Consider the following 25,718-nt stretch of genomic DNA (forward strand, 5'->3'; position numbering starts at 1 on the left):
CACGCGGAGAGGACGGCGCCCGGCCCGGACGAGTCGCCGAAGACCCCCCGGCCCGCGCCCGACGCCGGGCGAGGCCGACCGGACTCGGTCCGGGTCGTGGACGGCGGGCGCGGCAGGTGACGGCTCGCGGCATGGGCTTCGTCACGGTGCGGTTTGGGCGCGACATGCGTGATATCAGTGCGCTGGCGAGCGCTGTACATGGAACACACGTACCTTTCTCTCACCGCGTCGGCGCGCTCGGCAGGAGCAGGGCGACGTCGTTGTCGGGCGCTGGACCGAAACTGCCGAAAACTCCTGTACGTGTGCGAACAGATCCTTTGCCGACAGCCCGGCCGCCTGTGATGGTCAACCGTCAGGCGCCCGTCACCCTAACGTCAGAGGCCGCCCGACATGTGTTCGGGGAGTCTGTTGGGCGGATTCAACGGGTTACCGGGCAGTAGGAGTTGGCCCGCCGTTCACCGGCCTGGCTGGAAGTCCGGCCCGGGTTCACCGGAGCAACCCCGAACGCTCGCCGCGAGGTCATGCAGACCCGGGGTCCGGCGGCCCGTGCACCGCCGATGTGCCGCCGGCCGTCGCTCACCGCCAGGAACGGGCGGTACGAGGGCTCATGCGGCTGGACCTCAGGCGGTGTCCGACCGTCCGCGCGGGCCGGGGTCGGGGGGCGCGGGGGGCTGTCCCGGTTCCCGCGCCGGGGCGGTGCGGCCGGTGAGGAACGATGGGGGCAGCAGGTGGGCGGCCGTGCACAGGCAGGCGCCCAGCCAGCCGGCGGCGAACAGCCATCCGCCGAGCACGTCCGTGAACCAGTGCACGCCGAGGTAGACCCGGGTCGCTCCGACCAGCAGGGCCCAGCCGCACACGGCGATCCGCAGCACGGTGCCCCCGCGTGGGGCGCGCAGCGTGAGCGCGACGGTGAGCACTCCTGCGGTCACGGTGGCGGTCGTGGTGTGCCCGGAGGGGAAGGCCCAGCCGCTCGCGTGCGCCGTCCAGTCGGCCTCGGGCGGGCGGGAGCGGTGGACCAGCTCCATCACGCCGTAGCGCACCAGCTGACCCGCGCCCAGGCAGGCCAGACCGACGGCGGCGGCGAGCAGCCGGGTCCGTGGCGTGCGTCCCGCGACGGCGCCGGCCAGTGCGGCGAGGAGGTAGGGGACCACTCCGGTGCCGGTCGCGGTCACTCCCCGGGCCAGCGCCACGGCCTCCTCCGGGCGATGGCCGACGGACCATATGAGGAACCTGTCGTCGAGCCAGAGCGGCGCACCGGCCCGGCCGGTGACGATCAGGGCCAGGACGGTGAACGCCGCCCACGCGCCGAGACCGGCGCTCCCCGCGAGGTCGGCGACGTCCCGCCGTCGCCCGCTCGGCCCCTTCGCCTTGGTGGCGCCGCCCTCGGCGTTCACGAGGTGGACAGCAGCGCACGCAGCGGAGCCGTCGCCGTCAGCCGCTGGGCCAGCGCCTCCGAGCGGCGCCGCAGCAGCAGCATCGACGCGAGCGCGACGAGTCCGCCCACGGCCACTCCGGCCAGCACGTCGTGCGGATAGTGCACGCCCACCCAGACCCGCGAGGCGGCCATCGCCACGGCCGCCAGGCAGGCGAGCGCGCCCAGCCGCCGCGAGAGGAGCAGCAGCGCCACGGCGGCCGCCGCGGCGATCGCCGCGTGGTTGCTGGGGAACGACCAGTCACCGTGCGCCGGGCACGCCTCCAGGGTGCGCACCTGAAGGGTCTGGCAGGGCCGGTCCTCGTGCACGAACATCTTCAGCACGTCGTTCACCACGTACGCCAGGACCACGACCACCGGCACGGCCAGCGCCGTCACCGCCGTCGCGGCCCCGGCGCGCCGGGCCCGCCACCAGACCAGGACCATGAGCAGGGCGAACACCGCCAGACCGTACGCCGACCACACCTTGATCGTGGTGTCCAGCCACCCCGGCGAGTGCCGCGCGAGGTCCACCACGTCCCGGTAGGCGGAGCCGTCGATCGACGCTCCGGTGAACGCGAGAGTCATCCGTGGACCTCCTCGGTTTTGGCGCGCCTGCGGCCGCGGTACAGCTCGCGGGCGAGCGGGATCAGGGAAAGCACCACGATCAGTGCGACCAGTGGCAGCAGATAGCGGTCCACGTTCGGGACCGAGGAGCCGAGCGCGTATCCCGCCAGGGTCAGGCCGACGCTCCACACCAGGCCGCCGACCATCTGCCAGAGGGTGAACACCCGGGCGGGGACCTCCAGCGCACCGGCGAGCGGATTGAGCACCGTCCGCACCACCGGGACGAATCTCGCCAGGACGATCGCCTTCGCGTACCCGTAGCGCGCGAGCAGTTCCTCGGCTCTGCGCGCGCCCTCGTGCAGCCGCGCCGAACGGCTGCGGGCGAGCAGGGGACCGCCCGCGCGGCGCCCGATCAGATAGCCGCACTGCGCGCCGGCCAGCGCGCCCAGCGCCGCGGCGGCCAGCAGGGGCCCGAGCGACAGCCGGATGCCGTGCTGCCCCGTGCCGGTGCACAGCAGGCCGGCCGTGAACAGCAGGGAGTCGCCCGGCAGGAAGAAGCCGATCAGCAGCCCCGTCTCGGCGAACATCACCACGCCGACGCCGAGGACGCCGAAAGCGGCCAGCAGCGAACCGGCGTCGAGCGGGTTCACCGCGAGCTGCGACGATAGAACCACGGGTGTGGTCATCGCATGAGTCCTTTCTGTCCGGCCACCGGATGCACGGCACCCGATCGTCTACAATCACGTAGACGGTCTACGACACTGTAGACGATCGCGGGGTGAGGATCGTTCCATGAGCGCCGAGAAGGACGAACGCCGGCCGGCGGGCGAGCTGGAGTCCGCCGTGATGGCCGCGCTGTGGGCCGCGGGCACGCCGCTGACCCCGGCCCAGGTGCAGGCCGAACTCGCCTCCGGCCTGGCCCGCACGACCGTGACGACGATCCTCTCCCGGCTGCACGAGAAGGGCACCCTGCAACGGCAGCGGCAGGGCCGCGGCTACGCCTACCGCCCCGTGCAGGACCCGCACGGCCTGACCGCCCTGCGCATGCACAGCGAACTCGACCGCGGCAGTGACAGGGAGACGGTCCTGGCGCGCTTCGTCGCCCAGCTCAGCCCGGGCGACGAGGAGGTCCTGCGCCGACTGCTGGAGGAGGGCCCGTGAGGTTCGTCCTGCTGCTGATCCCTCTGCTGCTGCCCTGGGCGGCGCCCGCACCGGCCCGCAGGGTCCTCGACCGCTGCTCACCCGCGGCGGCGCTGTGGACCCTGACCGTGTCGGCGCTGCTGCTCGCGGCCGGCACCGTCGCGGCGCTCGGCACGCTCGCGCTGACCGGGCTGCTCAGAATCCCGGCCTTCGCCGCGCTGGGCGAACTGGTGCACCCGCTGCACACGCCCTCCGCGCGCCTGGTCCTGCCCCTGGCCGCCCTCGCCACCGGCCTGCTCACGCTCGCCGCGCTCGCCCTGGTCCGCACGGCGCTGCGACAGGTCGCCGGTCTGCGCACCGCGCGCGTCGAGGCCGGTCGCCGGCCCGCGGCGGGTGACCTGTGCGTCGTCGACTCCCCGCGTCCCGACGCGTACGCCCTGCCCGGCCGCCCGCACCGCATCGTCGTCACCACCGCCATGCTGCGCAGCCTCGACGCGCGCGAACGCGAGGCGCTCTTCGCGCACGAGCGAGCCCACAACGGGGGCGGCCACCACTACTTCCTGGCGGCGGCCGAGCTGACCGCCCACTGCCACCCCGCCCTGCGCGCCATCCGCGAGGCCATCCAGCTGGCCGCCGAGCGCGCCGCCGACGAGGCCGCCGCCACCGCCGTCGGCGACCGCCGCCTCACCGCCCGTGCCATCGCCCGCGCCGCCCTCGCCACACACACGGCGGACACCTCCCGGCCCGCGATGACCCCCGCGGCCACCTCCGGCCCCGTACCGCGCCGCGTGGCCGCCCTGCTGTCGCCCGCCGCACGGCCCCCGCGCGGCACCCCCTGGGTCGCCGCCCTGCTGGCCGCCTGCGCGCTGCTGTCCTGCACCACCGCCGCGACCGGCGCGATCAGCGTCCACCAGGACATCGAGATCGCCCAGGGCGACGCGACCGGCCCCTGAAACCTGCTCCCGCCCGAGCCGCCGCCCGCCCCGCCGCCGAGCCGCCGCTCGCCCCGTCACCGGGCTCGGGCTCGCCCCGTCACCGGGCTCGGGCTCGCCCTGTCACTCGGCCCGGTGCCGTGGGTCCCGGCCGCTGTAGGCTCCGCACCATGCGGATCACCGTTTCCTCGGACATGGACGAACCCGTGGCCCGGGCCCTGGTCGCCGAGCTGGGCCGGCGCGGCCACGAAGTGGTGGCGTACGGGGCGCTGCGGCCCGGCGACGACCCGCAGTGGGCGGCGTGCTCGGCGCGGGCCGCCCGGGAGGTCGCCGAGGGGCGGGCCGAGCAGGCGGTCGTGTGCTGCTGGACCGGCACCGGCGCCTCCATCGCCGCGAACAAGGTGCCCGGCGTGCGGGCCGCCCTGTGCACCGACGCCTACACCGCGGACGGCGCCCGTCGCTGGAACGACGCCAACGTGCTCGCGCTCAGCCTGCGCCTGACGTCCGAGCCGCTGCTGAAGGAGATCCTCGACGCCTGGTTCGCGGCCGAGGCAGGCGACGACCCCGAGGACCGCGAGAACCTGGCCCGCGTCGGCCGCCTGGACGCCGCACGCGACGTCTGACGTCAGGCGGCCCGGGACGGACGGATGTGCGGCCTCAGGTGACGGATGTGCGGCCTCAGGTGAGCGAGGCCAGCGTCGTCACGCCCAGCGCCGCCAGGGCGATCACCTTCACCAGCTCGCAGCCGATGTACGCGAGGTGGGCGCGCGAACGCGGTGCGTCCTCGCCCGCCAGGACCCGGTCGCTGCGCCGGTTGAGCACCGGGCGGACCGCCGCGAGCTGCACCACCAGCAGCACCGCCGCCACCGCGGTGAGCGTGACGATCGACGCGCTGGGCGAACCCAGGGCGACCGCCACCACGACGGCGACGGCCAGGACCGCCTCGGCGAGGTTCAGGGCGCGGAAGACCATACGGCCGATGCCCAGGCCCAGCGCGAGCGTCACGCCCGGCGCCCGGAACTTCAGCGGCGCCTCCAGGAACGAGATGGCCAGCACCATGCCCAGCCAGACGAAAACGGCGGCGCCCGCCACCGCGGCCGGTACTGCGTTCATGCGAGGTCTCCGAAGGGTCGTACACACACGCGTACGCACCTCTCGGAGCCCCGGTGGTGCGTACACGCATCTCGGCTCACGAGTGTGACCGATGCGCCCGGCGCCCCGTACGGCGGGGTCTCGCGAGGCGGGACCAGGGCGAAAGTCGCAGCCGGAGGCCGGACCGAAGACCGCTGACAGAGGCGGCGAGCCATCCCTAAGGTGAGGGCATGCCCCAGACCGCCCGGTTCGACCTCGACACCTACCTCCAGCACATCGGCCGGCAAGGAGAGCGCCGCCCCGACGCCGCGACCCTGCGGGGCGTGCACCTCGCCCACATGCGCTCCATCCCCTTCGAGAACCTGGACCCCCTCGGCGGCACCGCGCCCTCCCTCGACATGGCCGACCTCACCGCGAAGCTGCTGCACAGCCGGCGCGGCGGGTACTGCTACGAGCACAACACCCTGTTCGCGCACGCCCTGGAGGCACTCGGTTTCCGGGTGACGCGGCTGGCCGCCCGAGTCGTGGTGGGCGCCGACCGGCTGCAGAGCCGCCCCCGCACGCACATGGCCCTGCTGGTCGAGATCCCGGACGATCCGCGGCCGTACCTCGCCGATGTCGGGTTCGGGGCGCTCGGCGCCCTGCTGGAGGCCGTGCCGCTCACCGCCGGCACCGAGTTCCACGACGCCGGACGCCGGCACCGCCTGGTCCAGGTCCCGCACGGCGGACCCCTGCCGATGTGGGTGCTCGAAGCCCACCGGCCGGGGAAGGCCGAGGTCAGGGAGCAGGCGGGAGGCCCGGAGGAGACCGGGGAAGCGGAGCGGGCCGGGGGCCCGGAGCGGACCCGAGACCCGGAGCGGACCCGAGACCCGGAGCGGACCGGAGACCTGGAGCAGGCCGGGATCCCGGACGGCGCCGAGAACGGCTGGGAAGCGCAGTACGCCTTCACCGTCGAGCCCTTCGAGCATCCCGACTTCGAGGTCATCAACTGGCACATCGCCACCAACCCGCGCTCGCCGTTCAGCCAGCGGCTCTACGTGCAGCGGCTCACCTCCGACGGCGGCCACTTGTCCCTCGTCGGGCGGCTGCTGACCGTGACCCGCCCGGACGGCACGGTCACCGAGCGGGAGCTGGCGGACGAGGCTGAGACCCGCCGGGTCCTCGACGAGAGGTTCGGCATCACGGTCCCGGACGGCCTGACCCTGCCGGCCCGGGCATGATCAACTCTTCCGGGGGGCCGTTGTCAGTGCCCGGCGTTAGTCTGCGGACAACTGACCGATGACCCGATTCGGGGAGGTACTCATGGCCTCGCGTCTCAACCCCTACCTCAGCTTCAACGGCGACGCCCGGGAGGCGCTGGAGTTCTACAAGGACGTCTTCGGCGGCACCCTGACGGTGAACACGTACGGCGACTTCGGGCACCCCGACGCCGCACAGGCCGACAAGATCATGCACGGCATGCTGGAGACGCCCGCCGGCTTCACGATCATGGGCGCCGACACCCCGCCCGAGATGCAGCGCACGGCGGGCGACAACTTCTCCGTGAGCATCAGCGGCGACGACGAGAGCGAGCTGCGCGGCTACTGGGAGAAGCTGTCCGCGGACGCGTCGGTGTCGATGCCGCTGGAGAAGCAGATGTGGGGCGATGTGTTCGGCATGTGCACCGACCGGTTCGGCGTGCCCTGGATGGTCGACATCGCCCAGTCGGAGGGCTGACCCGCCGTCACCGAGCCGCTCCCGTAATCCAGTTGTCCCGTTACGCCACAAAGCCTTGACAACGTCCGCATGCTCCCGCGACGTTTGGGCAAGGTCGAGAAGTCCGCTTCGCGGCCGCCGGCGTCACGGGGGGATGGGGGAGCGATCGCATGCGATCCGTCAGCAGCGCCGCGGAGATCACGGTCCACAGAACGGGCGAGCTGACCCAGTCCCTCAGACGGGCCTGGCACCGCGCGATGGAAGAGTCACCCGAGTACGCCAACCCTTTCCTGGCCCCGGAGTTCGCGATCGGCGTCGGCAGGTACCGGGCCGGGGTCCGGGTGGCCGTCCTGCACGAGGGCGGGGAGCCGGTGGGGTTCTTCCCCCACGAGCGCACCGCCCTCGGCGTCGGCCGGGCGATCGGGCTCGGCCTGTCCGACTGCCAGGCCCTGGTGCACCGGCCCGGGGTCACCTGGGACACCCAGGACCTGCTGCGGGCCTGCGGACTCGCCAGCTTCGAGTTCGATCACCTCGTCGCGGAGCAGAAGCCGTTCGAACCATCGGTCACCGGCACGTTCGCCTCCCCGGTGATCGACCTGGAACACGGCGACGACAGCTACCCCGAGTGGCTGCGCGCCACCTACCCGGGGCACGCGAAGACGATCCTGAAGAAGGAGCGCCGGCTCGGCCGTGACGTCGGTGAGGTCCGCTTCGTGTTCGACGAGCGCGATCCCGAGGCGCTGCGCACGCTCATGCGGTGGAAGTCCGCCCAGTACCGCAGGACGGGCCGGATGGACCGGTTCTCCCGGCCGTGGATCGTCGACCTGGTGGAGTATCTGTTCCAGGTCCGCGAGGCCTGCTTCACCGGAGTGATGTCCGTGCTCTACGCCGGTGAGCGGCCGGTGGCGGTGCACTTCGGGCCGCGCTCCCGCACGGTGCTCGCGGCCTGGTTCACCGCGTACGACCCCGGCTGCCACCGCTACTCGCCGGGCCTGATGATGCACCTGCGCCTCGCCGAGGCGGCCCGCCGGGAGGGGGTGCGGCTGCTCGACTGGGGCCGTGGCGACAAGGAGTACAAGGACTGGCTCAAGACCCGTGAGCTGCGGGTCGCCGAGGGCTTCGCCACCCGGGCCCACCCGGTCGCCGCGGCCCACCGGGTGGTGCGCAGGCCGGTGCGGGGGCTGCGCAACACGGTGCTCGCCCATCCCGCGCTGCGCGAGCCGGCCGACCGCCTGCTGAGGACGGTCGGCGCCCTGCGCACCCGGAAGGCGGCGCCCGACCCGCACTGACCGCACCCGTGCCGGAGGCCGGCGCCCCGGGGCAGGGCGCCGGCCTCGTCGCTGCCGCGAGGGCGCCGGATCAGACCGCCGGAGCCGGGTACGTCGGGTACTCGACGCCGGAGACGTGCTGCACGACGCGGATGACCTGGCAGGAGTAGCCGAACTCGTTGTCGTACCACAGGTAGAGGATCGCGTTGTCGCCCTCGACCTTGGTGGCGCCGGCGTCCACGATCGACGCGTGCCGCGAGCCGATGAAGTCGCTGGAGACCGCGTCGGGCGCGCTGATGAAGTCGATCTGGCGGCGCAGCGGCGAGGTCAGCGACACGTCCCGCAGGTAGTCGAGGACCTCCTCGCGGGTGGTCTCGCGGGCCAGCTGCAGATTGAGGATCGCGATGGACACGTCCGGCACGGGCACCCGGATCGAGCTGCCGGTGATCCGCGCCTTCAGGTCCGGCAGCGCCTTGGCGACGGCCGAGGCGGCACCGGTCTCGGTGATGACCATGTTCAGCGGCGCGGAACGGCCACGGCGCTCGGACTTGTGGTAGTTGTCCAGCAGGTTCTGGTCGTTGGTGAACGAGTGGACGGTCTCCACGTGGCCGCGCTGCACGCCGTACTCGTCGTCCATCGCCTTCAGCGGCGGCACGATGGCGTTGGTGGTGCAGGAGGCGCAGGACAGGATCTGCTCGTCCGGCTTGATCGTGTCGTGGTTCACGCCGTGCACGATGTTCGGCACGTCGCCCTTGCCGGGGGCGGTCAGCACGACCTTGTCGATGCCCGGACGCAGGTGCTGCGAGAGGCCCTCGCGGTCCCGCCACTTGCCGGTGTTGTCGATCAGGATCGCGTTCTTGATGCCGTACGCCGTGTAGTCGATCTCGCTCGGGTCGTTGGCGTAGATGACCTTGATCTCGTTGCCGTTGGCGAGGATCGTGCTGTTCTCCTCGTCCACGGTGATGGTGCCCTGGAACTGGCCGTGGATGGAGTCGCGGCGCAGCAGCGAGGCGCGCTTGACGATGTCCTGGGCGCCGCCGCCGCGCACCACGATCGCGCGCAGCCGCAGGCCGTTGCCGGAGCCGGCCTTCTCGATCAGCAGGCGGGCGACGAGGCGGCCGATGCGGCCGAAGCCGTAGAGGACGACGTCGCGACCCTCGCGGCGCTCGATCTTGTTCTCGCCGGTGGCGCCGGCCACGGCCTCGGCGGTGAACTGCTCGACGCTCAGGCCGCGGTCGTCGCTCTTGTACGTCGCGGCGAGCATGCCGATGTCGATCTGCGACGGGCCGAGGTCGAGGGTGGTCAGCGCGTGCAGGAAGGGCATCGTCTCGGTGACCGACAGCTCCTCGCCGGCGATCTGACGGGCGAATCGGTGGGTCTTGAGGATGCTGACCACCGACTTGTTCACCAGGGAACGGCTGTGCAGCAGGACCGTCACGTCCCGCTCCCGGTGCAGCTTTCCGATGATCGGGATCATCGACTCCGCGATCTCCTCGCGGTGGTTCCAGGTGGTGAACGAGTCGTCGTTGACAGTCACGGGTTCCGTCCAACTTTCGAGCTAGGTGGCGCTCATATGCTAACCGCACCGCCCGAGGGCTCCGTCAGGTGGTCCCTTCACCGCCCTTTCACCGTTCCGTGACCGCGTTCACCGCGGAACCGGGCCCGCCCGCAGCATCAGGACCGTGCTGTCGTCGCTGTGGCGGCCGGTGGGTCAGGCAACGGTCCACGAGACCGTCGAGCAGCCCGTCCAGGCCGCGGTGGTCCGCGTCGGCCAGGGGCGCGTCCAGCGGGTGCTCCGGCGTGCCGGCGCCCGCGGGGAGGGTGACGCCCGCCGGGGGGGGCCTGGCCGCTCGCTGCGGCGTACGGAGTCGCTGCGGCGTACGGAGTGCTTGCCGCCGATGGCCCGGACGGTACGTCGGAAAGGGCCGCCCGGCCCAGCGGTCGCCGGCGCCGGCGATCACCTCGTCTGTGGCGGTGGCGGTCCTGCCGTCTCCCCGCGCCGACGGTCACATCGTCGCCTGCACGGCCTCCTGGAAGGTCTTCATGCAGTTGAAGCAGTGCTTGTCGGTCTCGTCCGGGTCCTGGAGTCTCTCCTCCCGTTTCGTCATTCCGCACAGCGTGGAGGTCTTGTCGGTCGTCAGGACGTGCCACACCGGTTCGCCCCGGGTGTCTGCGCCGCACCACATCTCGTGCATCTCAGCTACCTCGGTTCGGAATGGAGAAGGACGTCTCCATCCGAGCACGGCGGCGCGGGGGCGGCCCCTTGTCACGGCCAGTCGGGTGACGGGGCTATCCGCGCCGGGCCGCGACGCCGGGGTGGGTCGTGCAGCGCGGCGGCGGCGCGTCGTGGGAGACCGGGCCCCGCTGATGAGCGCGCAGTGCGAGGCTGACCAGGGTCATCAGCAGGTCGATGTCCGTGTCGACCTCCAGGCGCACCGTCACCCACTGCGCCCCCGGGAGCAGCCGCACCGCGCTCGCTCCGCCGAGGTCCTGTTCGAAGCGCCGTATGGCCCAGGTGGTCAGGTGCAGGTCCACATCGCGCTCGGTGTGGAAGTGGGCGATCTCGGCCTGGGCGGAACGCAGAGCGCGTCCGCTGCCGCAGCTCGGGGCGGTCTCGGTGAGATCCGCCCAGTTCGCCAGCCGGTCCATGGCTCGCAGGGCCAACGTCATGCGCTCATCATGGTGTGCTTACGGCCCGGCCACCAAGGTGTGAGCAAGACGTAACCGAACCGCAGCCTGACGACTGCAACCGTCCGGCCGAGTGGAATGTCCTTGTTGATGACACTTCTTCCGTCCCCTCACCCACGTAGAAAGCGGGGGGCGTCATGCTTCTTCATCCTCGCCGTGCGGCTGCCGTGGTGGCCGCGCTGATCGGACTCTCCGTGGCCGGCGCCACGGCCTCCGCCACTCCGCAGACCGGGCCGGCGCCCAGGACCGCGCTGGTCACCAACGCCCACTGGGCCGGTCACTGCACCTACGACCGGCTCGTCATCGACGTCCGCGGCGCCGCGCCCGCAGTCACCGTGACGCCCGTCCGGCAACTGCGCTACGACGCCTCGGGCAAGCGGGTACCGCTTCCGGGGCGGCACTTCCTCTCCATCCGGTTGTCGCCCGCCGCCGCGCACAACACGGCCGGGCAGTCCGTGTACCGGGGGCCGCGCCTGACAGCCGTCCGGTTGCCCCAGCTCAGGGGTCTCGCGCTGACCGGCGACTTCGAAGGCGTGGTCTCCTTCGGCGCCGCCTTCCACACCAGCCCTCACTGGCACGCCTACGTGGTGCACTCCCCGGGGCGCGTCGTCCTGGACGTCCGGCACGGTGACGTCTGCCGCTGATCAGTCCTGCCGGCACTCCTGAAGCCTGCGGCGGGCGTGGGCCAGGAATGCCTCCAGAGCCATCTCGAAGGCGCGGTCGGCCCGGTGCGGGCCGGCCGCGTCCAGGGCCTCGGCCAGCCGGGGGGTCGCCGAGGCGTCGCCGACCTCCCACATCGCCTCGGGCGCGGCGAGGTCCAGTGCCGAACCCAGGACCACGTTCTCCAGGGCGACCAGCACCGGCATCACCTCCGGCGCCGGGAAGCCCGCGTCGAGCAGCAGCGTGACGGCCCGCTCGTACTGCTCGAGCACCCGGGGCGCCCGCACCGGATTCGTCATCAGCAGCGGGATCGCCCTCGCGTGCGCCGCGAACGCGGCCCGGTAGGTGCGGGCCCAGGCCGCCAGCGCCGCGTCCCAGGGGCGGAGGTCGAGCGTGGCGATGTCGATGGCCCGGGCCACCCGCTCGCGCAGCAGCTCCACGATGCCGTCGCGGCCGTCCACGTGGTGGTAGACGGAACCGGTCTGCACCCCGAGCCGCCGCGCGATCTGCGGGACGCTGAACTCGCCCTGCTCGTCCACGAGTTCCAGCGCGGTGGTGGTGATGCGCTCCCGGTCCAGCAGGGGTGTGCGCGGCCGTCCCATGTCTCGTTCTTCCCCCTCAGGTCTTCCCAGGTGTCTGAAGAGGAGGTTACATTGCGGAAACCGAAAGCCTTTCGGTTTACGGCGCCGGAGATCCCGCATGCCCGTGTCCCGCCCCCTGCCCGCAGCTCAGAAGGGCTACGCCGTGCCCGACACCCACGCCTCACCCCCGCCCGCCGCAGCGCTGAGAAGCGGCTCCCTGAACACCGCCGACATCGCGTTCTTCGTCGTCTCGGCCGCCGCCCCGCTCACCGTCATGGCCGGTGTCGCCCCGCTGGCGATCCTGCTCGGCGGGATCGGCGCACCCGTCGGCTATCTGCTGGCCGGAGTCACCCTCGCCGTCTTCGCCATCGGCTTCACCACCATGAGCCGGCACGTCCACGGCGGCGGCGCCTTCTACGCGTACATCACCCGCGGCCTCGGCCGCCGCGTCGGCGTCGGGGCCGCCCTGCTCGCCCTGATCGGCTACAACGGCATGGAGATCGGCGTCTACGGCCTCCTCGGCACCGCCACCCGTGACACCGTCCACGCGCTGTCCGGCTCGCACGTGCCCTGGCTCCCCGTCTCCCTGGTCGGCCTGCTGGTCATCGGATACGGCGGATTCCGCTCCATCGACTTCGGCGCCAAGCTGCTCGGCGTGCTGCTGGTCGCCGAGACCGGCATCCTCGTCCTGCTCGCGGGCGGCGTCCTGCTCAAGGGCGGCGCACACGGCCTGTCCCTCGCCTCCTTCACTCCCGGCAACGTCTTCGTGCCCGGCACCGCCGCCGTCCTCGCGTTCGCGTTCGCCGCGTTCACCGGCTTCGAGTCGACCGTCATCTACCGCCGCGAGGCCCGCGACCCCGACCGCACGGTGCCGCGCGCCACCTACATCGCCGTCGGATTCCTCGGCCTCTTCTACGCCTTCGTGGTGTGGATCGCCATCCAGGCCTTCGGCGACAGCCATGTCGTCCAGGCGGCCGGGAAGGACCCCGCCGGGCTGTTCTTCTCCGCCATCACCACCTATGTCGGCGGCTGGGCGGCCGACCTCATGCACGTCCTGATCGTCACCAGCGTGCTCGCGTCCCTGCTGTCCTTCCACAACGCCATCAACCGCTACGGCCTCGCCCTCGCCGAGGAGGGCGTCCTGCCCAAGGCGCTGGCCCGCGTCCACTCCCGCCACGGCTCCCCGTACGTCGCGGGGATCGGGCAGACCGTGCTCGGCGCCGCCGTCGTGCTCGCCTTCGCCGCGGCCGGCGCCGACCCGTACAACCAGCTCCTGCTGTGGGTCAACACCCCCGGCATGCTCGGACTGCTGGCGCTGCAACTGCTGGCCGCGCTCGCCATCCCCTTCTACTTCCGGCGCATCCCGCACCGCGAGGGCGCCCTGCGCACCGTCGTCGCGCCCGTGGTCGCCGCGGTGCTGCTGGCCACCGCCATCGCCCTGGTGGTCACCCACCTCGACCTGTTCACCGGCGCCTCAACGACCGTGAACACCGTCCTCGCCGCCGTCGTCCCGGCCGTGTTCCTCGCCGGGCTGGCCCTCGCCGGCTGGCTGCGCCGCCGCCGGCCCGAGGTGTACGCCCACTTCGCCGCCGAACCCGACGACGAGACCGCCGCACCCGTGGCCGAACCCGCCGCCCTCGCCCGCGACTGACCCCCGCCCCCTACCGCCGAGCCGTAAGCCGCTCCCGCCGAGCCGTAAGGAAGACCCATGCCCACCGCCGACCTCGTCCTCACCGGTGCCCGCGTCCGCACCCTCGACCCCGACCGGCCCGAGGCGCGCGCGGTCGCCGTCCGCGACGGACTGATCGCGTACGTCGGCGACGAGAGCGCCGTACGCGACTGGTGCGGGGCCGGCACCGAGGTGGTGGACCTGGCCGGGGCGAGCCTCGTGCCCGGCCTGGTCGACGGGCACAGCCATCCGGTGTGGGGCCTGGAGATGACCTCCGGCACCGACCTCTCCCACGTCCGCGACCTCGAAGGGCTGCGCGCCGCCCTGGCCACGGCGTCCCGCACCGACGGCTGGGTCCTCGGCTGGGGCCTCGACCACAACGTCTTCGGCGGCCGCCCGGTCGACCGCGCCCTCGTCGAGGACGTCCTGGACGGCGCCCCCGCCTTCCTGCGCCTGTACGACGGCCACTCCGCCCTCGTCACCGGCACCGCCCTGAAGGCCGCCGGCATCACCGGCCCGCGCACCTTCGCCCAGCGCGCCACCATCGTCACCGACGCCGACGGGCGGCTCACCGGGCACCTCGTCGAGCACGCCGCGATGGACCTGGTCCACGAGGTCGCGCCCCGGCTGCCGTACGCCGAACGACGGGCGCGCCTGGTCGAGTTGCTCACCGGCATGGCCGCCACCGGGCTCACCGGCGCCCACGTCATGGACGGCGGCGACCCCGACCTGGTCGGCGCCGTCGCCGAGGAGACCGTCCTGCCGGTGCGGCTGCGCTTCGCTCCCTGGTGCATGCCCGGCGCCGACCGGGCCGCGCTGGAGGACCTGGTCGCCCTGCAGCGGCGGGGCGGACGGCACTGGCGGGTGGGCGGCGTGAAGTTCTTCATGGACGGCACCGTCGAGGGCGGTACCGCCTGGCTGGAGCACCCCGACTGCCACGGCCAGGGCACCGAGGCGTTCTGGCCCGACCCCGAGGCCTACAGCGACGCCGTGCGCTTCCTGCACCGCGCCGGGGTGCGCACCGCCACCCACGCCATCGGCGACGCGGCCGTGCGGCACGTCCTGGACACCGTCGAGGCGCTGGGGGAGGACGCCCGCTTCGCGCACCGCGTCGAGCACATCGAGTCCGTGCCCGACGACACCGTCCCGCGCTTCGCCGGGCTCGGCGTGATCGCCTCCATGCAGCCCCCGCACACCGCCTACACCCGGCCCGACCGCACCGACGAGTGGTCCACCCGCCTCGGCGGCACCCGCGCCGGGCGCGCCTGGCGCATGCGCGACCTGCGCGACGCCGGCGCGGTCCTCGCCCTCGGCTCCGACTGGCCGATCGCCCACTACGACGCCCGCGCCGTCCTCGCCACCGCCCGCGCACCCCGCGGCGCCGCCTCCGACCGTGCCGGGCTGACGGGCCTTCAGGCACTGGAGGGCTGCACCACCCACGCCGCGCTCGCGGCCGGGGAGCAGGGCGTCACGGGCCGTATCGCCGTCGGGCTGCGCGCCGACCTGACCGCGCTCGGCGTCGATCCCGTCGACGCCCCCGCCGACGAGGTCGCCGACGCCCCGGTGCCGCTGACCGTCACCGGCGGCCACATCGTGCACCGAACGGTGGGCTGAGCGCGCACAGTTGGCCGACCCGCGCCTACTGCCGCCGCGCCGCCCCGCCCACACTGCCGGTACGGACGGCAGGGGAGGCGGCGTGGCGGCTGGACGCGGAAGGAGCGGCGGACCCGCTCACGGGCGCGGGGCGGCGGCATACGGCGCGGGCCTGACCGCCGCCCTGGCCGTGGCCGGTGCGGCGGCCGGCTGGACGTACGGCCTGGCCGCGGTGTTCGCGGTGGTCCTCGCCGGCGGGCTCGCGGCGGGCGGCTGGTGGCTGTGGCGCACCCGCCGCGCACTGCGCGGGCACGACCGGCGGTCGCGGCGGGAACAGGCCGCCGAAACCGGCCTGAGCAGCCTCACCGGTGTCGACGCCATGACCGGAGTCGAGTTCGAGGAACTCGTCGTCACCCTGTGCCGGCGCGACGGCTGCACGCGGGTGCGGCGCGTCGGCGGCGCCTACGACGGCGGCGCGAATGTCCTGGGGCGGCTGCCGGACGGCCGCGCCATGGTCGTCCAGTGCAGGCGCTACGCCCCGAGCCGCACCGTCGCCGGCCGCGAACTGCGCGATCTGCTCCGCGCCAAGGTGCGTTTCGGCGCCGCGGTCGCCGTGTTCGTCACCACCAGCCGCTTCAGCCGCCCCGCCGAGGACTTCGCCCGGTACAACGGCATCGTCGCCGTCCACCGCGACCTGCTCGGGTTGTGGCACCACGGCACCGCCCTGCCGGCCCTCGGCGCGGCGAACGGCCACGGCCGGGGCGCCGCCCGCCACCGGGCCCGCCGGAAGCAGACATTCGGCAAGTGAGCCCGCGTGCTGCTTGCCGCGTCAGCGGGGCGCGGGCCCCCTGTCCGGCACACTTCGCGGGCGCCGGGGCGCGGTCGCGCTCAGGCCCGGCCGCTGGTCCGGGCGGGGGATGCCCGGCGGTGGTACGCGCGTGAGGTGCGCCGTGCCCGAGGCGCGGCGCGGGGTCATGCGGGCGACCTGGTCCGGGGGCAGGCCCAGCAGCCGGCCCACGTCGCCCTGACCGATGCCCAGCGTCTCGACCAGGATGCGCACGGCCGCCGCGACCGCCTCCCGCTCGGCGGCCACAGCGGCCTCCCGGCGGCGGCGCGCCCCCGCCACCGCGTCCACCTCGGGCGCCAGCTCCGGCACCACCAGGTGCACGGCGACCTGTTCCGGCCCGGTCCCCAGCGCCTGGGCGAGGAGAGTTCGGGCCAGATCCTCCGCCTCGTCCAGCGTGCGGCACTGGCTGTGCGCGTCCAGACCGGGAATGTCGACGGCCCACCAGCGGCCCATGCGGTGCAGACGCACCTCGTGACGGCTCGTCATGGACGCCTGGCCCGTCAGCCGAGACACACCACGAGCAGGCAGATCTGCTGCTTCGACGGCGTCGTGCTCGACGGCGAGGTGCTCGACGGCGCCGGAGCGGGCGCGGTGTCGCTGCCGCTGCTGGTGCCCGCGGGCGTCGCAGGCTGCTGTGCTGACGTCGACGTGCCGCCGGAGCCGGAGCCGGAGCCGGAGCCCGAGCCGGAGACGGGGTCGGTGACCGGGGCGCCGGACGGCTGCGGGAGCGGAGTGTGCGGCTGCGCGACGGTGGGGATCACCGCTCGCGCCGGGACCGCGGACTGCGGCCGGGCGTGAGTCGTCGGCAGGGCGCTGGGCGCCGCGGCGCCGTCGGTGTGCCGGGCCGGGGGCGCGGGCGCCGCCGCGTGGCCCGGTGCCGAGGCGGCGGTGGAGTGGCGCGGCTCGGGCGCCACCGGAGGCGCGTAGGTCTGCACCGGTTCCTCGGCGACATTCAGCGTGTGGTCGTCCGGGGTGGTGGCGGCCTGGGCGCGGCCACCGGAGCCGCGGTCCATCGCGGCGACCGTGAGTCCACCGCCCACCAGCGCGACGGCGGTCGCGACCGCGGCCCGGCGCCGGTTCTTCTGCCAGCGGGCCCGCTGCCGGCGTCGCGCGGCCCGGCCCGACGGCGCGGGACCACCGTCGTACGCGACGTCCTGCGCGCCTTCCGGCCCGTCCTCGGCGACGAAGGCGGCGGTCGCCGGCTCCCAGACCGGAGCGTCCCGGACGGGCGCGGCGCTCGAAGGCTCCCAGACCGGAGCGGTGGTCAACGGCTCCCGGTGCGGAGCGACGCTCGCCGGGTCTGCGGCCGACGGCGTGTCGGTGGGTTCGGCGCCGAGCGCCGGGTCTATGTCCGGCGCGTAGGCGCCGCACCCCGGGCACACCAGGGCGCCGTTGAGGTGGCGGCGGCACGAGGAGCAGTAATCCATCGGCGTCTTCCTGACGGTGGTACGGACGGCCAGTCACGCTAACGATCCTGATGAAAGGCTGTGTGCAGTCCGTGTGAGGCTCCTGCGCGGATTCTCCGGCGACCCTGCGCTCCCCGGACACAGGGGACGTCGGCCGCAGGCCGGTTTTCCACACCAGGAGGCCGAAGAAGCAAGGACGGGTCCGTGGAGCTGGGATCCACGGCGTCCGGGACCGCGGCCGGTGCCGGCCGGCGGCCGGTCAGCCCTGCCGTGCCCACGGCCGCAGTTTCTCCGGGTTGCGGACCACCCAGATCCGGGTGACGCGGCCGCCGGAGACGTCGAAGGCGGCCACGGTCGCGACGGTGCCCGCGCGTCGGGCGACCAGGCCCGGCATGCCGTTGACCGACCGCTCCAGCAGTTCGAGGTCCGGTGCCTTGTCGGCGATGGCGGCCATGTACTGGGCGATGCGCGCGCCGCCTTCGACCGGGCGCAGAACGGTGCCGACCATGCCGCCGCCGTCGGCGGTCATCACGGCGGCCGGGTCGAGCAGGCCGACGAGGGCCGCGATGTCCTTGCTCTGCCATGCCTCTTTGACGTGCCGCACGATCTCGGCCCGACCGGAGAGCGCCGTCACCGGAGCGCTCGCCGCGCTCACCCGCCGCCGGGCGGAGGAGGCCAGTTGCTTGCAGGCCGCCGGAGTGCGGTCGAGGACGGCGGCGATCTCGGCGAACGGGTAACGGAAGACGTCGTGCAGGACGAACGCCACCCGCTCGGCGGGCGTCATCGACTCCAGGACGACGAGGAACGCCATGGTCACCGACTCGTCCAGGACGATCTGGTCGGCGGGGTCCGCGGGCCCCGCGGCACCGGCGCCACCCGCGGGGCGGCCCCACTCGGTTCGGTCGGGCAGCGGCTCGGGCAGCCACGCGCCGACATAGCGTTCCCGGCGGGCCCGCGCCGAGCCGAGCAGGTCCAGGCAGATACGGCCGGTCACCGTCGTCAGCCAGGCGCCGGGGGACAAGATCTCCTCCCGCCGGCCGCGCGGCAGCCCGTACCAGCGTGCGTAGGCGTCCTGTACGGCGTCCTCGGCCTCCGCCAGCGAACCGAGCAACCGGTAGGCGACATTGATCAGTTGCCCTCGCTCGCCGGCTGTCTCCTCCGTGCCGGACATGACCGTCCCCATGCGTCCGCCCCCCTGGCCTTACCTTTCGCGGGCCCGTGTCGTCGGGCTGGTGAGACCTTATCGATCGACCGCCCGAGGGCGGAGAAGAAGGGGGACCCCGCCATGGCCACCGAGGTGACGGTGAACGCCCGACGCACCTCCTCACTCCTGAGGATCGCGATCGCCGTGCAGACCCTGACCATCTTCCTTCAGGCCGTCTCCGCCGGACTGCTGCTGACCGCCTCCTACGGGGAGACGCTGCACGGCGTCGGAGCGCGGGTGATGTACGCGGCGTCGATGCTGTACGTGCTCGCCGCGGTGCTGGCCTGGAAGCCGGGCGGCCACTCGCCCCGGCCGATCTGGCACGCGTCGGGATTCCTCGCACTGGCCTCCGTCCAGGTCGTGCTCGGCATCGCACACGTCCCCTCGGTCCACCTCCCCCTGGGGGTGCTGATGTTCGGCCTGAGCGTGCTGGCGCTGGCCCGCCGCTGATGCCGCCGGGCGTGCGTCGGTCGCGCTCACATCGAGCCTCCCGCGGCCGGCTGCCGGGTCCGGGCACCCCGGAAGATCGTGTCGAGCCGACGGGGCGCGTCGTACCGTAGGTCCGTGACCCGCGCCGCGCCCCGCCCCCAGTCCCTGATGCTGACCTTCCTCGGCGACGAGGTGCTGGGCCGCGGCGTGTGCGTGTACACGGGGAGCGTCATCGACGTCTTCGCCCGCGTCGGCGTCGGCGAGCAGGCCACCCGGTCCACCCTGTCCCGGATGGCCGGCCGCGGCCTGCTGCGCCGCGAGCGGCGGGGGCGGCGGACGTACGTGGGTCTCACCGAGCGTTCCGATGCGGTGCTGCGCGACGGCGAGCGGCGTATCTGGAAGACGGGCGCCGTCAACCGCGACTGGGACGGCACCTGGACCCTGCTGGGCTTCTCGCTGCCGGAGTCCTGGCAGCGGCAACGGCACGATCTGCGTTCGCAGTTGACCTGGGCCGGCTTCGGCCCGCTGTTCAACGGACTGTGGATCGCGCCCGGCGAGGTCGACGTCACGGAGATCGTCGCGGAGCTGGGCCTGGCCGCGCATGTACGGGTGTTCCGGGCGCGCGCCGACGACGGCACGGACCTGCCCGGGATGATCGACGAGACCTGGGACCTCGGCGAACTGGCCCACCGTTACCGGCAGTTCGACGCCGACTGGCGGCCGTACGCGACCGGCCGGGCCCGGGCGGACGCGGAGGACGCCCTCGCGCTGCGGCTGCGGATGTCGTGCGCGTGGCTCGAGGTCATCCGCGGCGACCCGCGGCTGCCCGCCGCGCACCTTCCCGCCGACTGGCCGGCGGCCCGGGCCGAGGAGACGTTCCGGACCGTCCACGCGCTGCTGGACGCGCCCGCCCGGGACGCCGCCCGGCGCGTGATCGAGACCATTCCGGTCACCGCATAGCGCCGCCCTCTCTCGCGACGGCGAGGGCCTCTCCGCCGGAGGTTTCCTTGCAGGCTTCCTGCGCGGCATCAGGCACCCGTGACGATCCATGTTGTGCATTCCATTGACGCTTGCAAGAAAACAGCCCTACATTCCCTGTCGTTCAGTGCACTGAGCATCCTGTCCGGTCGCGCTCTCCCCAGCGCCGATCGGGTCACGCTCCCCACCGCAGACAGGAGCCGACGTCATGCCCGCCCGTACCGCCCTGGCCGCAATCGCCTGCGCCGCCCTCACCGCGCTGACCGTTCCGGCCGCGCACGCCGGGACACCGGCCGCCACCCACCTCACCGGCACCCTCGCCGACGGCGCCGACTGGGTCGCCGACGTCCCCGCCCACTGGAACGGCACCCTGCTGCTGTTCAGCCACGGCTTCGGCCCCACCGTCGCCAAGGACGCGCCCAGCGACGCCGTCCGCACCGCACTCCTCGACGAGGGCTACGCGCTCGCCGGCTCCTCCTACGACCCGCACGGCTCGATGTGGGCCCTGAACAGCGCCGAACGCGACCAGTTCGCCACCCTCGACGCCGTCACCGCGAAGACCGGCGAGCCCCGGCGCGTCCTGTCCGTCGGACAGTCCATGGGCGGTCTGGTCAACGCCCAGCTCGCCCGCGACGGCGCCGGCCGCATCGACGGGGCGCTCGGCCTGTGCGGCCTGGTCGCCGGCGGCACCGACCTGGACAACTATCAGCTCGACGCCGAATACACCATCGCCCGCCTGCTGCTGCCCGGCGAGGACGTCCCCCTCGTCCGCTTCGGTTCGGCCGCCGACGCCCAGGCCACCGCCGACCGGCTCAGCGCGGCCACCGCCGCGGCACAGTCCACCCCGCAGGGCCGCGCCCGCATCGCGCTCGCCGCCGCCTTCCTCAACCTGCCCGCCTGGGCCCCCGACCGCGCCGCGCCCGCCCCGGGGGACTGGCAGGGGCAGGAGGAGCAGCAGTACGCCTGGTTCGCCGGCGGCATCCTCGCGTTCGTCGAGAACGGCCGGTACGCCGTCGAGCAGTCCGCCGGCGGCAACACCTCCTTCAACCACGGCGTCGACTACGGTCGCCTCCTCACCGGTTCGGCGCACGCCCCGCAGGTACGCGCCCTGTACCGGGCGGCCGGCCTCGACCTGGACGCCGACCTGGCGGCCCTCACCGACGGCGCCGCCGTCACCGCCGACCCCGACGCGGTCCGCACCCTGGAGCACACCTCCACCGCCGGCCAGAGCCTCGCCGTACCGCTGCTGGACGTGCACACCGTCGCCGACAACCTCGTGCCCGTCGAGCAGGAGCGGCGCTTCGGCGACCGGGTCCGGGCGGCCGGGGACGGCGCGCTGCTGCGGCAGGCCTACGTCGCACGGCAGGGCCACTGCACCTTCACCACCGCCGAGACGCTCGCCGCCCTGCACGCCGTGGAACACCGGGTCACCACCGGCCGCTGGGACGCCGCCACCCCGGACGCGCTCCAGCGGTCCGCCGCCCGGCTCGGCCCCGACGGCGCGGCCTACGTGCCGTACCGCCCGGCGCCGCTCACGGTAGGCCGCGACCACCCCACCCACCGCTGACGTCGGGACACCTCCATGCCGCACTCACCCAAGAACCTGCCCGTCGGCACGCTCGTCGCCGGCTGCCTGGCCGTGTGCCTCGCCCAGATCGGTCTGGCGATGCCGGCCACCCTCAACGGACTGTTCCAGGAACACCTCCACCCCGTCGGCTCCCAACTCACCTGGATCTCCGACGCGTTCCTGCTGCCCGTCGCCGTACTGGAGCTGTCGTTCGGCGTGCTCGGCGACCTCTTCGGCCGCAAACGGCTCCTCATCGGCGGTGCCGCGCTGCTGTGCGCGGGCGAGGCGGTCGCCGCCGTCGCGTCCGGGATCCACCAGCTGTGGGCGGGGCAGGCGCTGGCCGGTCTCGGGGCCGCCGCGCTCTTCCCGACCTCCCTCGCCATGATCGCCGCCGGTACCCACACCGGCGGCCGGCGCGCCCGAGCCATCGCGGTGTGGGCGTCCAGCCTGTCCACGGGCGGCTTCCTCGCCCCCCTGCTCGGCGGGATCACCGGCACCTACGGCTCCTGGCGTGCGGCGTTCGTCGTGGTCGCCGTCCTGGCCGCGGTGAGCGCCCTGGTCAGCCTGCTGCTGGCCGCCGACTCCAGTGCCCCGCAGGGGCGTTCACTCGACCTCGGCGGCCAGATCACCATCGGCGTCGGCCTGTTCGCGCTGCTGTACGCCGTGATCCAGGGGCCGACGGACGGCTGGGGCTCGCCCCCGGTGGTCGTCGCCTTCACGGTCGCGGCCCTCTTCGTCGCGCTGTTCGTCGTCGCGGAGAGCCGGGCCGCCTCCCCGCTGCTCAGACTCGACCTGTTCCGCAACCGCTCCTTCGCCATCGCCTCCGTCGTCGCCGTCGTCGGCATGTTCTCCTTCCTCGGCACGGCGTACGCGGCGAGCATCCGCCTCGGACCGATGCAGCACCAGAGCCCGATGCGTACGGCGTTCGCGTTCCTGCTGCTCAACGGCCTCACCCCGTTCCTGACCCCGCTCACCTCCCGCCTGCTGCACCGGCGTCCGCCGCGCGAGTCGCTCACGCTCGGCCTGGCACTCATCGCCGCCGGCGACTTCCTCGCGGCCGCGCTGGACGTCGACGACCGCGCGCTGACCTCGCTGATCCTGCCGCTCGGCCTGGTCGGCATCGGCTTCGCGCTCACCGTGTCCGCGATCACCGCGACCGCCGTCAACACCGTCCCCGTGCAGCTGGCGGGCATGGCCAGCGGCGCCACCAACCTGCTGCGCGACTTCGGGTTCACCCTCGGCCCCGCGGTCATCGGCGCGGTCGCGCTCAGCCAGGCCGCGACGTGGGTGACGTCCTCGCTGGCCGGCGCGCCCGCGCTGAGCGCCGAGTCCCGGGCGGCCGCGCACGAGGTGCTGGCGGAGGGTGGCCCGCTCGCACTGAACTCGGTGCCGCCCGACTCGCCTCCGGGCGTGGCCCGTTCGTACGCGCTGGACGCACTCGGGCACGGATACGGCATCGGCTTCGTGGTCTGCGGCTGCGCCGCGCTGCTGTCGGCCCTGCTCGTCGTCACGGCACTGCGCGGAAAGGCCACCGAGGAGGAGGCGGCCCGGGCGGAGCCGGACGGCGACGAACGGACGGCCCTCGCGACGGGGTGAGACCGACCGCCTAGCGGGTCCGCACGCCCGCCAGGAACCCGGTGATCAGCTCCAGCCACTCGGCGGGGCGCTCGGCGAACGGCAGGTGGCCGGTGGGCAGTTCGGCCACCTGGGCGTGCGGCAGGCCGGCAGCAAGCTCGCGCTGCAGGCCCGGGTGGACGAGCGGGTCGCCGGTCGTGACGACCACCAGCGCCGGCGCGCTGATCCGGGCCAGATCGGCGCGTACGTCGGCGGCCCGGACGAGGGCGACGTGGTCGCCGGTGCCGACGGGCAGGTGGCCGGCCAACCCCGCGACCGAGGCGCGGAGTTGGCCGGGAGTGAGTGCGGTCAGGGCCGGGGTGCTCAGCGTCATCAGGGTCATGTACGCGGCCAGCAGGTCGTGCTGACCGGTGTCGAAGAGCCGCTGCCAGACGGCCGCGGCGAGGTCGGTGCGGGGATCGGCGTGGGCGAAGGCCCCGGTGAGGACGAGCGCCTCGACGCGTTCGGGGTACCGGGCCGCCAGCCGGAGCGCGACCGGCCCGCCGAGGGAGAACCCGCTGACGGCGAATGTGCCGAGCCCCTCCGCGTCGGCCGCCGCGACCAGCTGCTCGGCAAGCTCGTCCAGACTCAGCGGCTCCGCCGCCCTGGGCGTGGCGCCGGTCCCCGGGTAGTCGACGCCGACGACGGTGTGACCGGCGGCCAGCCCGGTCATGATCGGCCCGTAGTTGCCCTCGACGCTGCCGCTCGCGCCGTGCGCCAGCAGGAGCCCCGGGCCCCGGCCGCGGACGGTACGGGCGTAGGGGGATGAAAGCGAGGTGGTCATGGCTCGGTCCTCCCGAAAATGCGGGCATTCGTGGGCGCCGCACTGCTTTAGCGATCGCTAAAGCAGTGGCGGGGTTGCTGACCGTACCAGCTTCTTTAGCGATCGATACAGCCCCGGTTAGACTGCGGTCATGAGCAGCACGGACAGCTCCCGCCCCGCCGCCCGGCGCAGCCGGCGCGCCTTCGACCGCGACCGGGCTCTGGCCGCGGCCCTCAGGGAGTTCTGGACCCACGGCTACGAGACGACGTCCATCGCCTCCCTCACCGAGGCGATGGGCATCAACCCGCCGAGCCTGTACGCCGCCTTCGGCGACAAGCGCCGCCTCTTCGACGAGGCCGTGCAGCTCTATCGGCGCGAGTACGCGGTCGGCCCGCTGGAAGGGCCGGACGCCCGCACGGCCATCGCCGCGATGCTGCGGTACGTGGCCGCCGACTACACCGACCCGAGCCATCCGCCGGGTTGCCTGATCATCACCGGGGCGGCGAACTGCGCTCCCGGGTCGGCGGACGTGAAGGAGGGGCTGCGGGTGATGCGTGAGGAGACCAAGGCGGCCATCGCCGACCGCATCCGCGCCGACATCGAGGCCGGCCTCCTCGCGCCGGAGGCGGACGCCGACGCGCTCGCGGCGTACTACGCCGCGGTCATCCAGGGGATGAACCAGCAGGCGTGCGACGGCGCCGACCGGCGGACGCTGGAGCGGATCGCGGACCTCGCGATGGCGACGTGGCCCACCGGGGCCTCCTGACGGGCGGGCCGGTGGGGGAGTGGTCGGCGTTGGATGCTCCGGGGCCGGTCGGCGACGGGTGCTCCCGGGGCGGTCGGCGGCGGGGCCGTGGCCTGGGCGGCGGCCGGGGGAGGCGTCGCACCGCCGTGGCGCTCCAGGGCGGCGCGAAACGGCGAAGGGGTGGCAGCCCTGGGCTGCCACCCCTTCGCCGTGAGGGCCGGGGGAACGGGTCCCGGCGTCAGGCGGCGACCGCCTCGCCCGCGTGGCCGTGCAGACGGGCGACGACCTCGGTCAGCTGCGCGGCGACCTCGACGTCGTCCACCGGGTGGGTCTCGGCGAAGCGGGTCACGGAGCCGGGGATGGACAGCTTGATGTCCTCGATCACCTTGCCGCCCGCGATGCCGACGGCCTTGCGGGTGTCGTCCTGCGCCCACACGCCGCCGTACTGGCCGAAGGCGGTGCCGACGACGGCCACCGGCTTGCCGCCGAAGGCGCCGGCGCCGTACGGACGCGACAGCCAGTCGATGGCGTTCTTCAGAACGGCCGGGATGGTGCCGTTGTACTCCGGCGAGAACAGCAGGAAGGCGTCGGCCGCCTGGGCGGCCTCGCGCAGTTCGGTGGCCGGGGCGGGCACGCTGCCCTCGACGTCGATGTCCTCGTTGTAGAACGGGATCTCGGCCAGGCCCTCGAACAGCACGACCTCGGCGCCCTCGGGAGCGAGCTTGACGGCGGCCTCGGCGAGCTGACGGTTGTGCGAACCGGCGCGAAGGCTGCCGACCAGGGCGAGGATGCGAACGGACATGGGAACTCCAAGGGCTGCTGAAACACTGCTGTCATCTATCCGGACCGAGGTCCGTTTATTTTTCTAT

At 73.6% G+C, this 25,718-nt stretch carries 28 protein-coding genes; 15 read left to right on the forward strand and 13 right to left on the reverse strand.

The window, feature by feature from the left end; genetic code table 11:
* Positions 1 to 620: 620 nt before the first annotated feature.
* The 3 genes from AC0B9F_RS24175 to AC0B9F_RS24185 are packed head-to-tail and all read right to left on the reverse strand — an operon-like array spanning position 621 to position 2,664.
* The gene (locus AC0B9F_RS24175; protein ID WP_472005928.1) at positions 621 to 1,394 is read right to left on the reverse strand and encodes a phosphatase PAP2 family protein; all 774 of its coding nucleotides are present in this window, start codon (positions 1,392 to 1,394) and stop codon (positions 621 to 623) included.
* On the reverse strand, positions 1,391 to 1,999 hold the full coding sequence (locus tag AC0B9F_RS24180; protein ID WP_472005930.1) for a phosphatase PAP2 family protein: 609 nt from the start codon (positions 1,997 to 1,999) through the stop codon (positions 1,391 to 1,393). The genes AC0B9F_RS24175 and AC0B9F_RS24180 overlap by 4 nt, the downstream gene beginning before the upstream one ends.
* The gene (locus AC0B9F_RS24185) at positions 1,996 to 2,664 is read right to left on the reverse strand and encodes a DedA family protein (protein ID WP_472005932.1); all 669 of its coding nucleotides are present in this window, start codon (positions 2,662 to 2,664) and stop codon (positions 1,996 to 1,998) included. The genes AC0B9F_RS24180 and AC0B9F_RS24185 overlap by 4 nt, the downstream gene beginning before the upstream one ends.
* A 106-nt stretch (positions 2,665 to 2,770) precedes the next feature.
* Here AC0B9F_RS24185 and AC0B9F_RS24190 point away from each other — a divergent pair, with 106 nt between their 5' ends.
* From AC0B9F_RS24190 to AC0B9F_RS24200, 3 genes are all read left to right on the forward strand, one after another.
* Positions 2,771 to 3,139 (forward strand): BlaI/MecI/CopY family transcriptional regulator, encoded by a 369-nt coding sequence (locus AC0B9F_RS24190; RefSeq protein WP_472005934.1) that lies wholly within the window; start codon positions 2,771 to 2,773, stop codon positions 3,137 to 3,139.
* Positions 3,136 to 4,071: a M48 family metalloprotease gene (locus AC0B9F_RS24195; RefSeq protein ID WP_472005936.1), complete on the forward strand. Its 936-nt coding sequence runs from the start codon at positions 3,136 to 3,138 to the stop codon at positions 4,069 to 4,071. Before AC0B9F_RS24190 ends, AC0B9F_RS24195 begins: the two co-directional genes overlap by 4 nt.
* A gap of 149 nt (positions 4,072 to 4,220) precedes the next feature.
* A complete protein-coding gene (locus AC0B9F_RS24200) occupies positions 4,221 to 4,673 on the forward strand; it encodes an RpiB/LacA/LacB family sugar-phosphate isomerase (protein WP_472005938.1) in 453 nt (150 codons plus the stop codon).
* A 55-nt stretch (positions 4,674 to 4,728) separates the two neighbouring features.
* Here the strand turns inward: AC0B9F_RS24200 and AC0B9F_RS24205 are convergent, their stop codons facing one another.
* Complete coding sequence (locus AC0B9F_RS24205; RefSeq protein WP_472005940.1) at positions 4,729 to 5,163, reverse strand: hypothetical protein; 435 nt, start codon at positions 5,161 to 5,163, stop codon at positions 4,729 to 4,731.
* Positions 5,164 to 5,372: 209 nt separating this feature from the next.
* Between AC0B9F_RS24205 and AC0B9F_RS24210 the strand changes: the two genes are divergently transcribed.
* The 3 genes from AC0B9F_RS24210 to AC0B9F_RS24220 all read left to right on the forward strand — a co-directional run bounded on the left by AC0B9F_RS24210 (position 5,373) and on the right by AC0B9F_RS24220 (position 8,126).
* Positions 5,373 to 6,362, forward strand: a complete 990-nt coding sequence (locus tag AC0B9F_RS24210; protein ID WP_472005942.1) for an arylamine N-acetyltransferase family protein — start codon at positions 5,373 to 5,375, stop codon at positions 6,360 to 6,362.
* Positions 6,363 to 6,444: 82 nt separating this feature from the next.
* Positions 6,445 to 6,858, forward strand: coding sequence for a VOC family protein (locus tag AC0B9F_RS24215; RefSeq protein WP_472005944.1), 414 nt, complete (start codon positions 6,445 to 6,447; stop codon positions 6,856 to 6,858).
* 149 nt (positions 6,859 to 7,007) lie between these two features.
* Complete coding sequence (locus AC0B9F_RS24220) at positions 7,008 to 8,126, forward strand: GNAT family N-acetyltransferase (protein ID WP_472005946.1); 1,119 nt, start codon at positions 7,008 to 7,010, stop codon at positions 8,124 to 8,126.
* Positions 8,127 to 8,196: 70 nt separating this feature from the next.
* Here the strand turns inward: AC0B9F_RS24220 and AC0B9F_RS24225 are convergent, their stop codons facing one another.
* From AC0B9F_RS24225 to AC0B9F_RS24235, 3 genes are all read right to left on the reverse strand, one after another.
* Positions 8,197 to 9,642, reverse strand: coding sequence for a glyceraldehyde-3-phosphate dehydrogenase (locus AC0B9F_RS24225; protein WP_472005948.1), 1,446 nt, complete (start codon positions 9,640 to 9,642; stop codon positions 8,197 to 8,199).
* 469 nt (positions 9,643 to 10,111) lie between these two features.
* Positions 10,112 to 10,300 carry a hypothetical protein gene (locus AC0B9F_RS24230; RefSeq protein WP_472005950.1) on the reverse strand — a complete coding sequence of 63 codons (189 nt, stop codon included), beginning with the start codon at positions 10,298 to 10,300 and terminating at the stop codon, positions 10,112 to 10,114.
* Positions 10,301 to 10,394: 94 nt separating this feature from the next.
* Positions 10,395 to 10,775, reverse strand: coding sequence for a luciferase domain-containing protein (locus AC0B9F_RS24235; protein ID WP_472005952.1), 381 nt, complete (start codon positions 10,773 to 10,775; stop codon positions 10,395 to 10,397).
* 155 nt (positions 10,776 to 10,930) lie between these two features.
* Between AC0B9F_RS24235 and AC0B9F_RS24240 the strand changes: the two genes are divergently transcribed.
* The gene (locus AC0B9F_RS24240) at positions 10,931 to 11,437 is read left to right on the forward strand and encodes an AMIN-like domain-containing (lipo)protein (RefSeq protein ID WP_472005954.1); all 507 of its coding nucleotides are present in this window, start codon (positions 10,931 to 10,933) and stop codon (positions 11,435 to 11,437) included.
* Here the strand turns inward: AC0B9F_RS24240 and AC0B9F_RS24245 are convergent, their stop codons facing one another.
* A complete protein-coding gene (locus AC0B9F_RS24245) occupies positions 11,438 to 12,055 on the reverse strand; it encodes a TetR/AcrR family transcriptional regulator (RefSeq protein WP_472005956.1) in 618 nt (205 codons plus the stop codon).
* Between the two features lie 97 nt (positions 12,056 to 12,152).
* Between AC0B9F_RS24245 and AC0B9F_RS24250 the strand changes: the two genes are divergently transcribed.
* From AC0B9F_RS24250 to AC0B9F_RS24260, 3 genes are all read left to right on the forward strand, one after another.
* Positions 12,153 to 13,685: an APC family permease gene (locus AC0B9F_RS24250; RefSeq protein WP_472005958.1), complete on the forward strand. Its 1,533-nt coding sequence runs from the start codon at positions 12,153 to 12,155 to the stop codon at positions 13,683 to 13,685.
* Between the two features lie 57 nt (positions 13,686 to 13,742).
* On the forward strand, positions 13,743 to 15,317 hold the full coding sequence (locus AC0B9F_RS24255) for an amidohydrolase (RefSeq protein ID WP_472005960.1): 1,575 nt from the start codon (positions 13,743 to 13,745) through the stop codon (positions 15,315 to 15,317).
* Positions 15,318 to 15,399: 82 nt separating this feature from the next.
* The gene (locus AC0B9F_RS24260; RefSeq protein WP_472005962.1) at positions 15,400 to 16,104 is read left to right on the forward strand and encodes a restriction endonuclease; all 705 of its coding nucleotides are present in this window, start codon (positions 15,400 to 15,402) and stop codon (positions 16,102 to 16,104) included.
* 21 nt (positions 16,105 to 16,125) lie between these two features.
* On the opposite strand, the gene AC0B9F_RS24265 is transcribed toward AC0B9F_RS24260, so the two are convergent.
* The 3 genes from AC0B9F_RS24265 to sigJ form a co-directional block, all read right to left on the reverse strand.
* The gene (locus AC0B9F_RS24265) at positions 16,126 to 16,629 is read right to left on the reverse strand and encodes a hypothetical protein (RefSeq protein WP_472005964.1); all 504 of its coding nucleotides are present in this window, start codon (positions 16,627 to 16,629) and stop codon (positions 16,126 to 16,128) included.
* 14 nt (positions 16,630 to 16,643) lie between these two features.
* Positions 16,644 to 17,570 (reverse strand): SCO2400 family protein, encoded by a 927-nt coding sequence (locus AC0B9F_RS24270; RefSeq protein ID WP_472005966.1) that lies wholly within the window; start codon positions 17,568 to 17,570, stop codon positions 16,644 to 16,646.
* 238 nt (positions 17,571 to 17,808) lie between these two features.
* On the reverse strand, positions 17,809 to 18,732 hold the full coding sequence (gene sigJ, locus AC0B9F_RS24275) for an RNA polymerase sigma factor SigJ (RefSeq protein ID WP_472005968.1): 924 nt from the start codon (positions 18,730 to 18,732) through the stop codon (positions 17,809 to 17,811).
* Between the two features lie 102 nt (positions 18,733 to 18,834).
* On the opposite strand from sigJ, the gene AC0B9F_RS24280 reads away from it, so the two are divergent.
* From AC0B9F_RS24280 to AC0B9F_RS24295, 4 genes are all read left to right on the forward strand, one after another.
* Entirely contained in the window at positions 18,835 to 19,203 is a 369-nt protein-coding gene (locus AC0B9F_RS24280; protein ID WP_472005970.1) for a hypothetical protein, read from the forward strand.
* 114 nt (positions 19,204 to 19,317) lie between these two features.
* Positions 19,318 to 20,142: a PaaX family transcriptional regulator gene (locus AC0B9F_RS24285; RefSeq protein ID WP_472005972.1), complete on the forward strand. Its 825-nt coding sequence runs from the start codon at positions 19,318 to 19,320 to the stop codon at positions 20,140 to 20,142.
* Positions 20,143 to 20,368: 226 nt separating this feature from the next.
* Positions 20,369 to 21,727, forward strand: coding sequence for an alpha/beta hydrolase (locus AC0B9F_RS24290; RefSeq protein WP_472005974.1), 1,359 nt, complete (start codon positions 20,369 to 20,371; stop codon positions 21,725 to 21,727).
* A 15-nt stretch (positions 21,728 to 21,742) separates the two neighbouring features.
* Complete coding sequence (locus AC0B9F_RS24295; protein ID WP_472005976.1) at positions 21,743 to 23,323, forward strand: MFS transporter; 1,581 nt, start codon at positions 21,743 to 21,745, stop codon at positions 23,321 to 23,323.
* A 10-nt stretch (positions 23,324 to 23,333) separates the two neighbouring features.
* Here the strand turns inward: AC0B9F_RS24295 and AC0B9F_RS24300 are convergent, their stop codons facing one another.
* The gene (locus AC0B9F_RS24300) at positions 23,334 to 24,125 is read right to left on the reverse strand and encodes an alpha/beta fold hydrolase (protein WP_472005978.1); all 792 of its coding nucleotides are present in this window, start codon (positions 24,123 to 24,125) and stop codon (positions 23,334 to 23,336) included.
* Between the two features lie 130 nt (positions 24,126 to 24,255).
* Here AC0B9F_RS24300 and AC0B9F_RS24305 point away from each other — a divergent pair, with 130 nt between their 5' ends.
* Positions 24,256 to 24,870 carry a TetR/AcrR family transcriptional regulator gene (locus AC0B9F_RS24305; RefSeq protein ID WP_472005980.1) on the forward strand — a complete coding sequence of 205 codons (615 nt, stop codon included), beginning with the start codon at positions 24,256 to 24,258 and terminating at the stop codon, positions 24,868 to 24,870.
* A 217-nt stretch (positions 24,871 to 25,087) separates the two neighbouring features.
* Here the strand turns inward: AC0B9F_RS24305 and AC0B9F_RS24310 are convergent, their stop codons facing one another.
* The gene (locus AC0B9F_RS24310) at positions 25,088 to 25,651 is read right to left on the reverse strand and encodes an NAD(P)H-dependent oxidoreductase (protein WP_472005982.1); all 564 of its coding nucleotides are present in this window, start codon (positions 25,649 to 25,651) and stop codon (positions 25,088 to 25,090) included.
* Positions 25,652 to 25,718: the final 67 nt, after the last annotated feature.

The sequence above is a fragment of the Streptomyces sp. NPDC097129 genome (assembly GCF_055668065.1).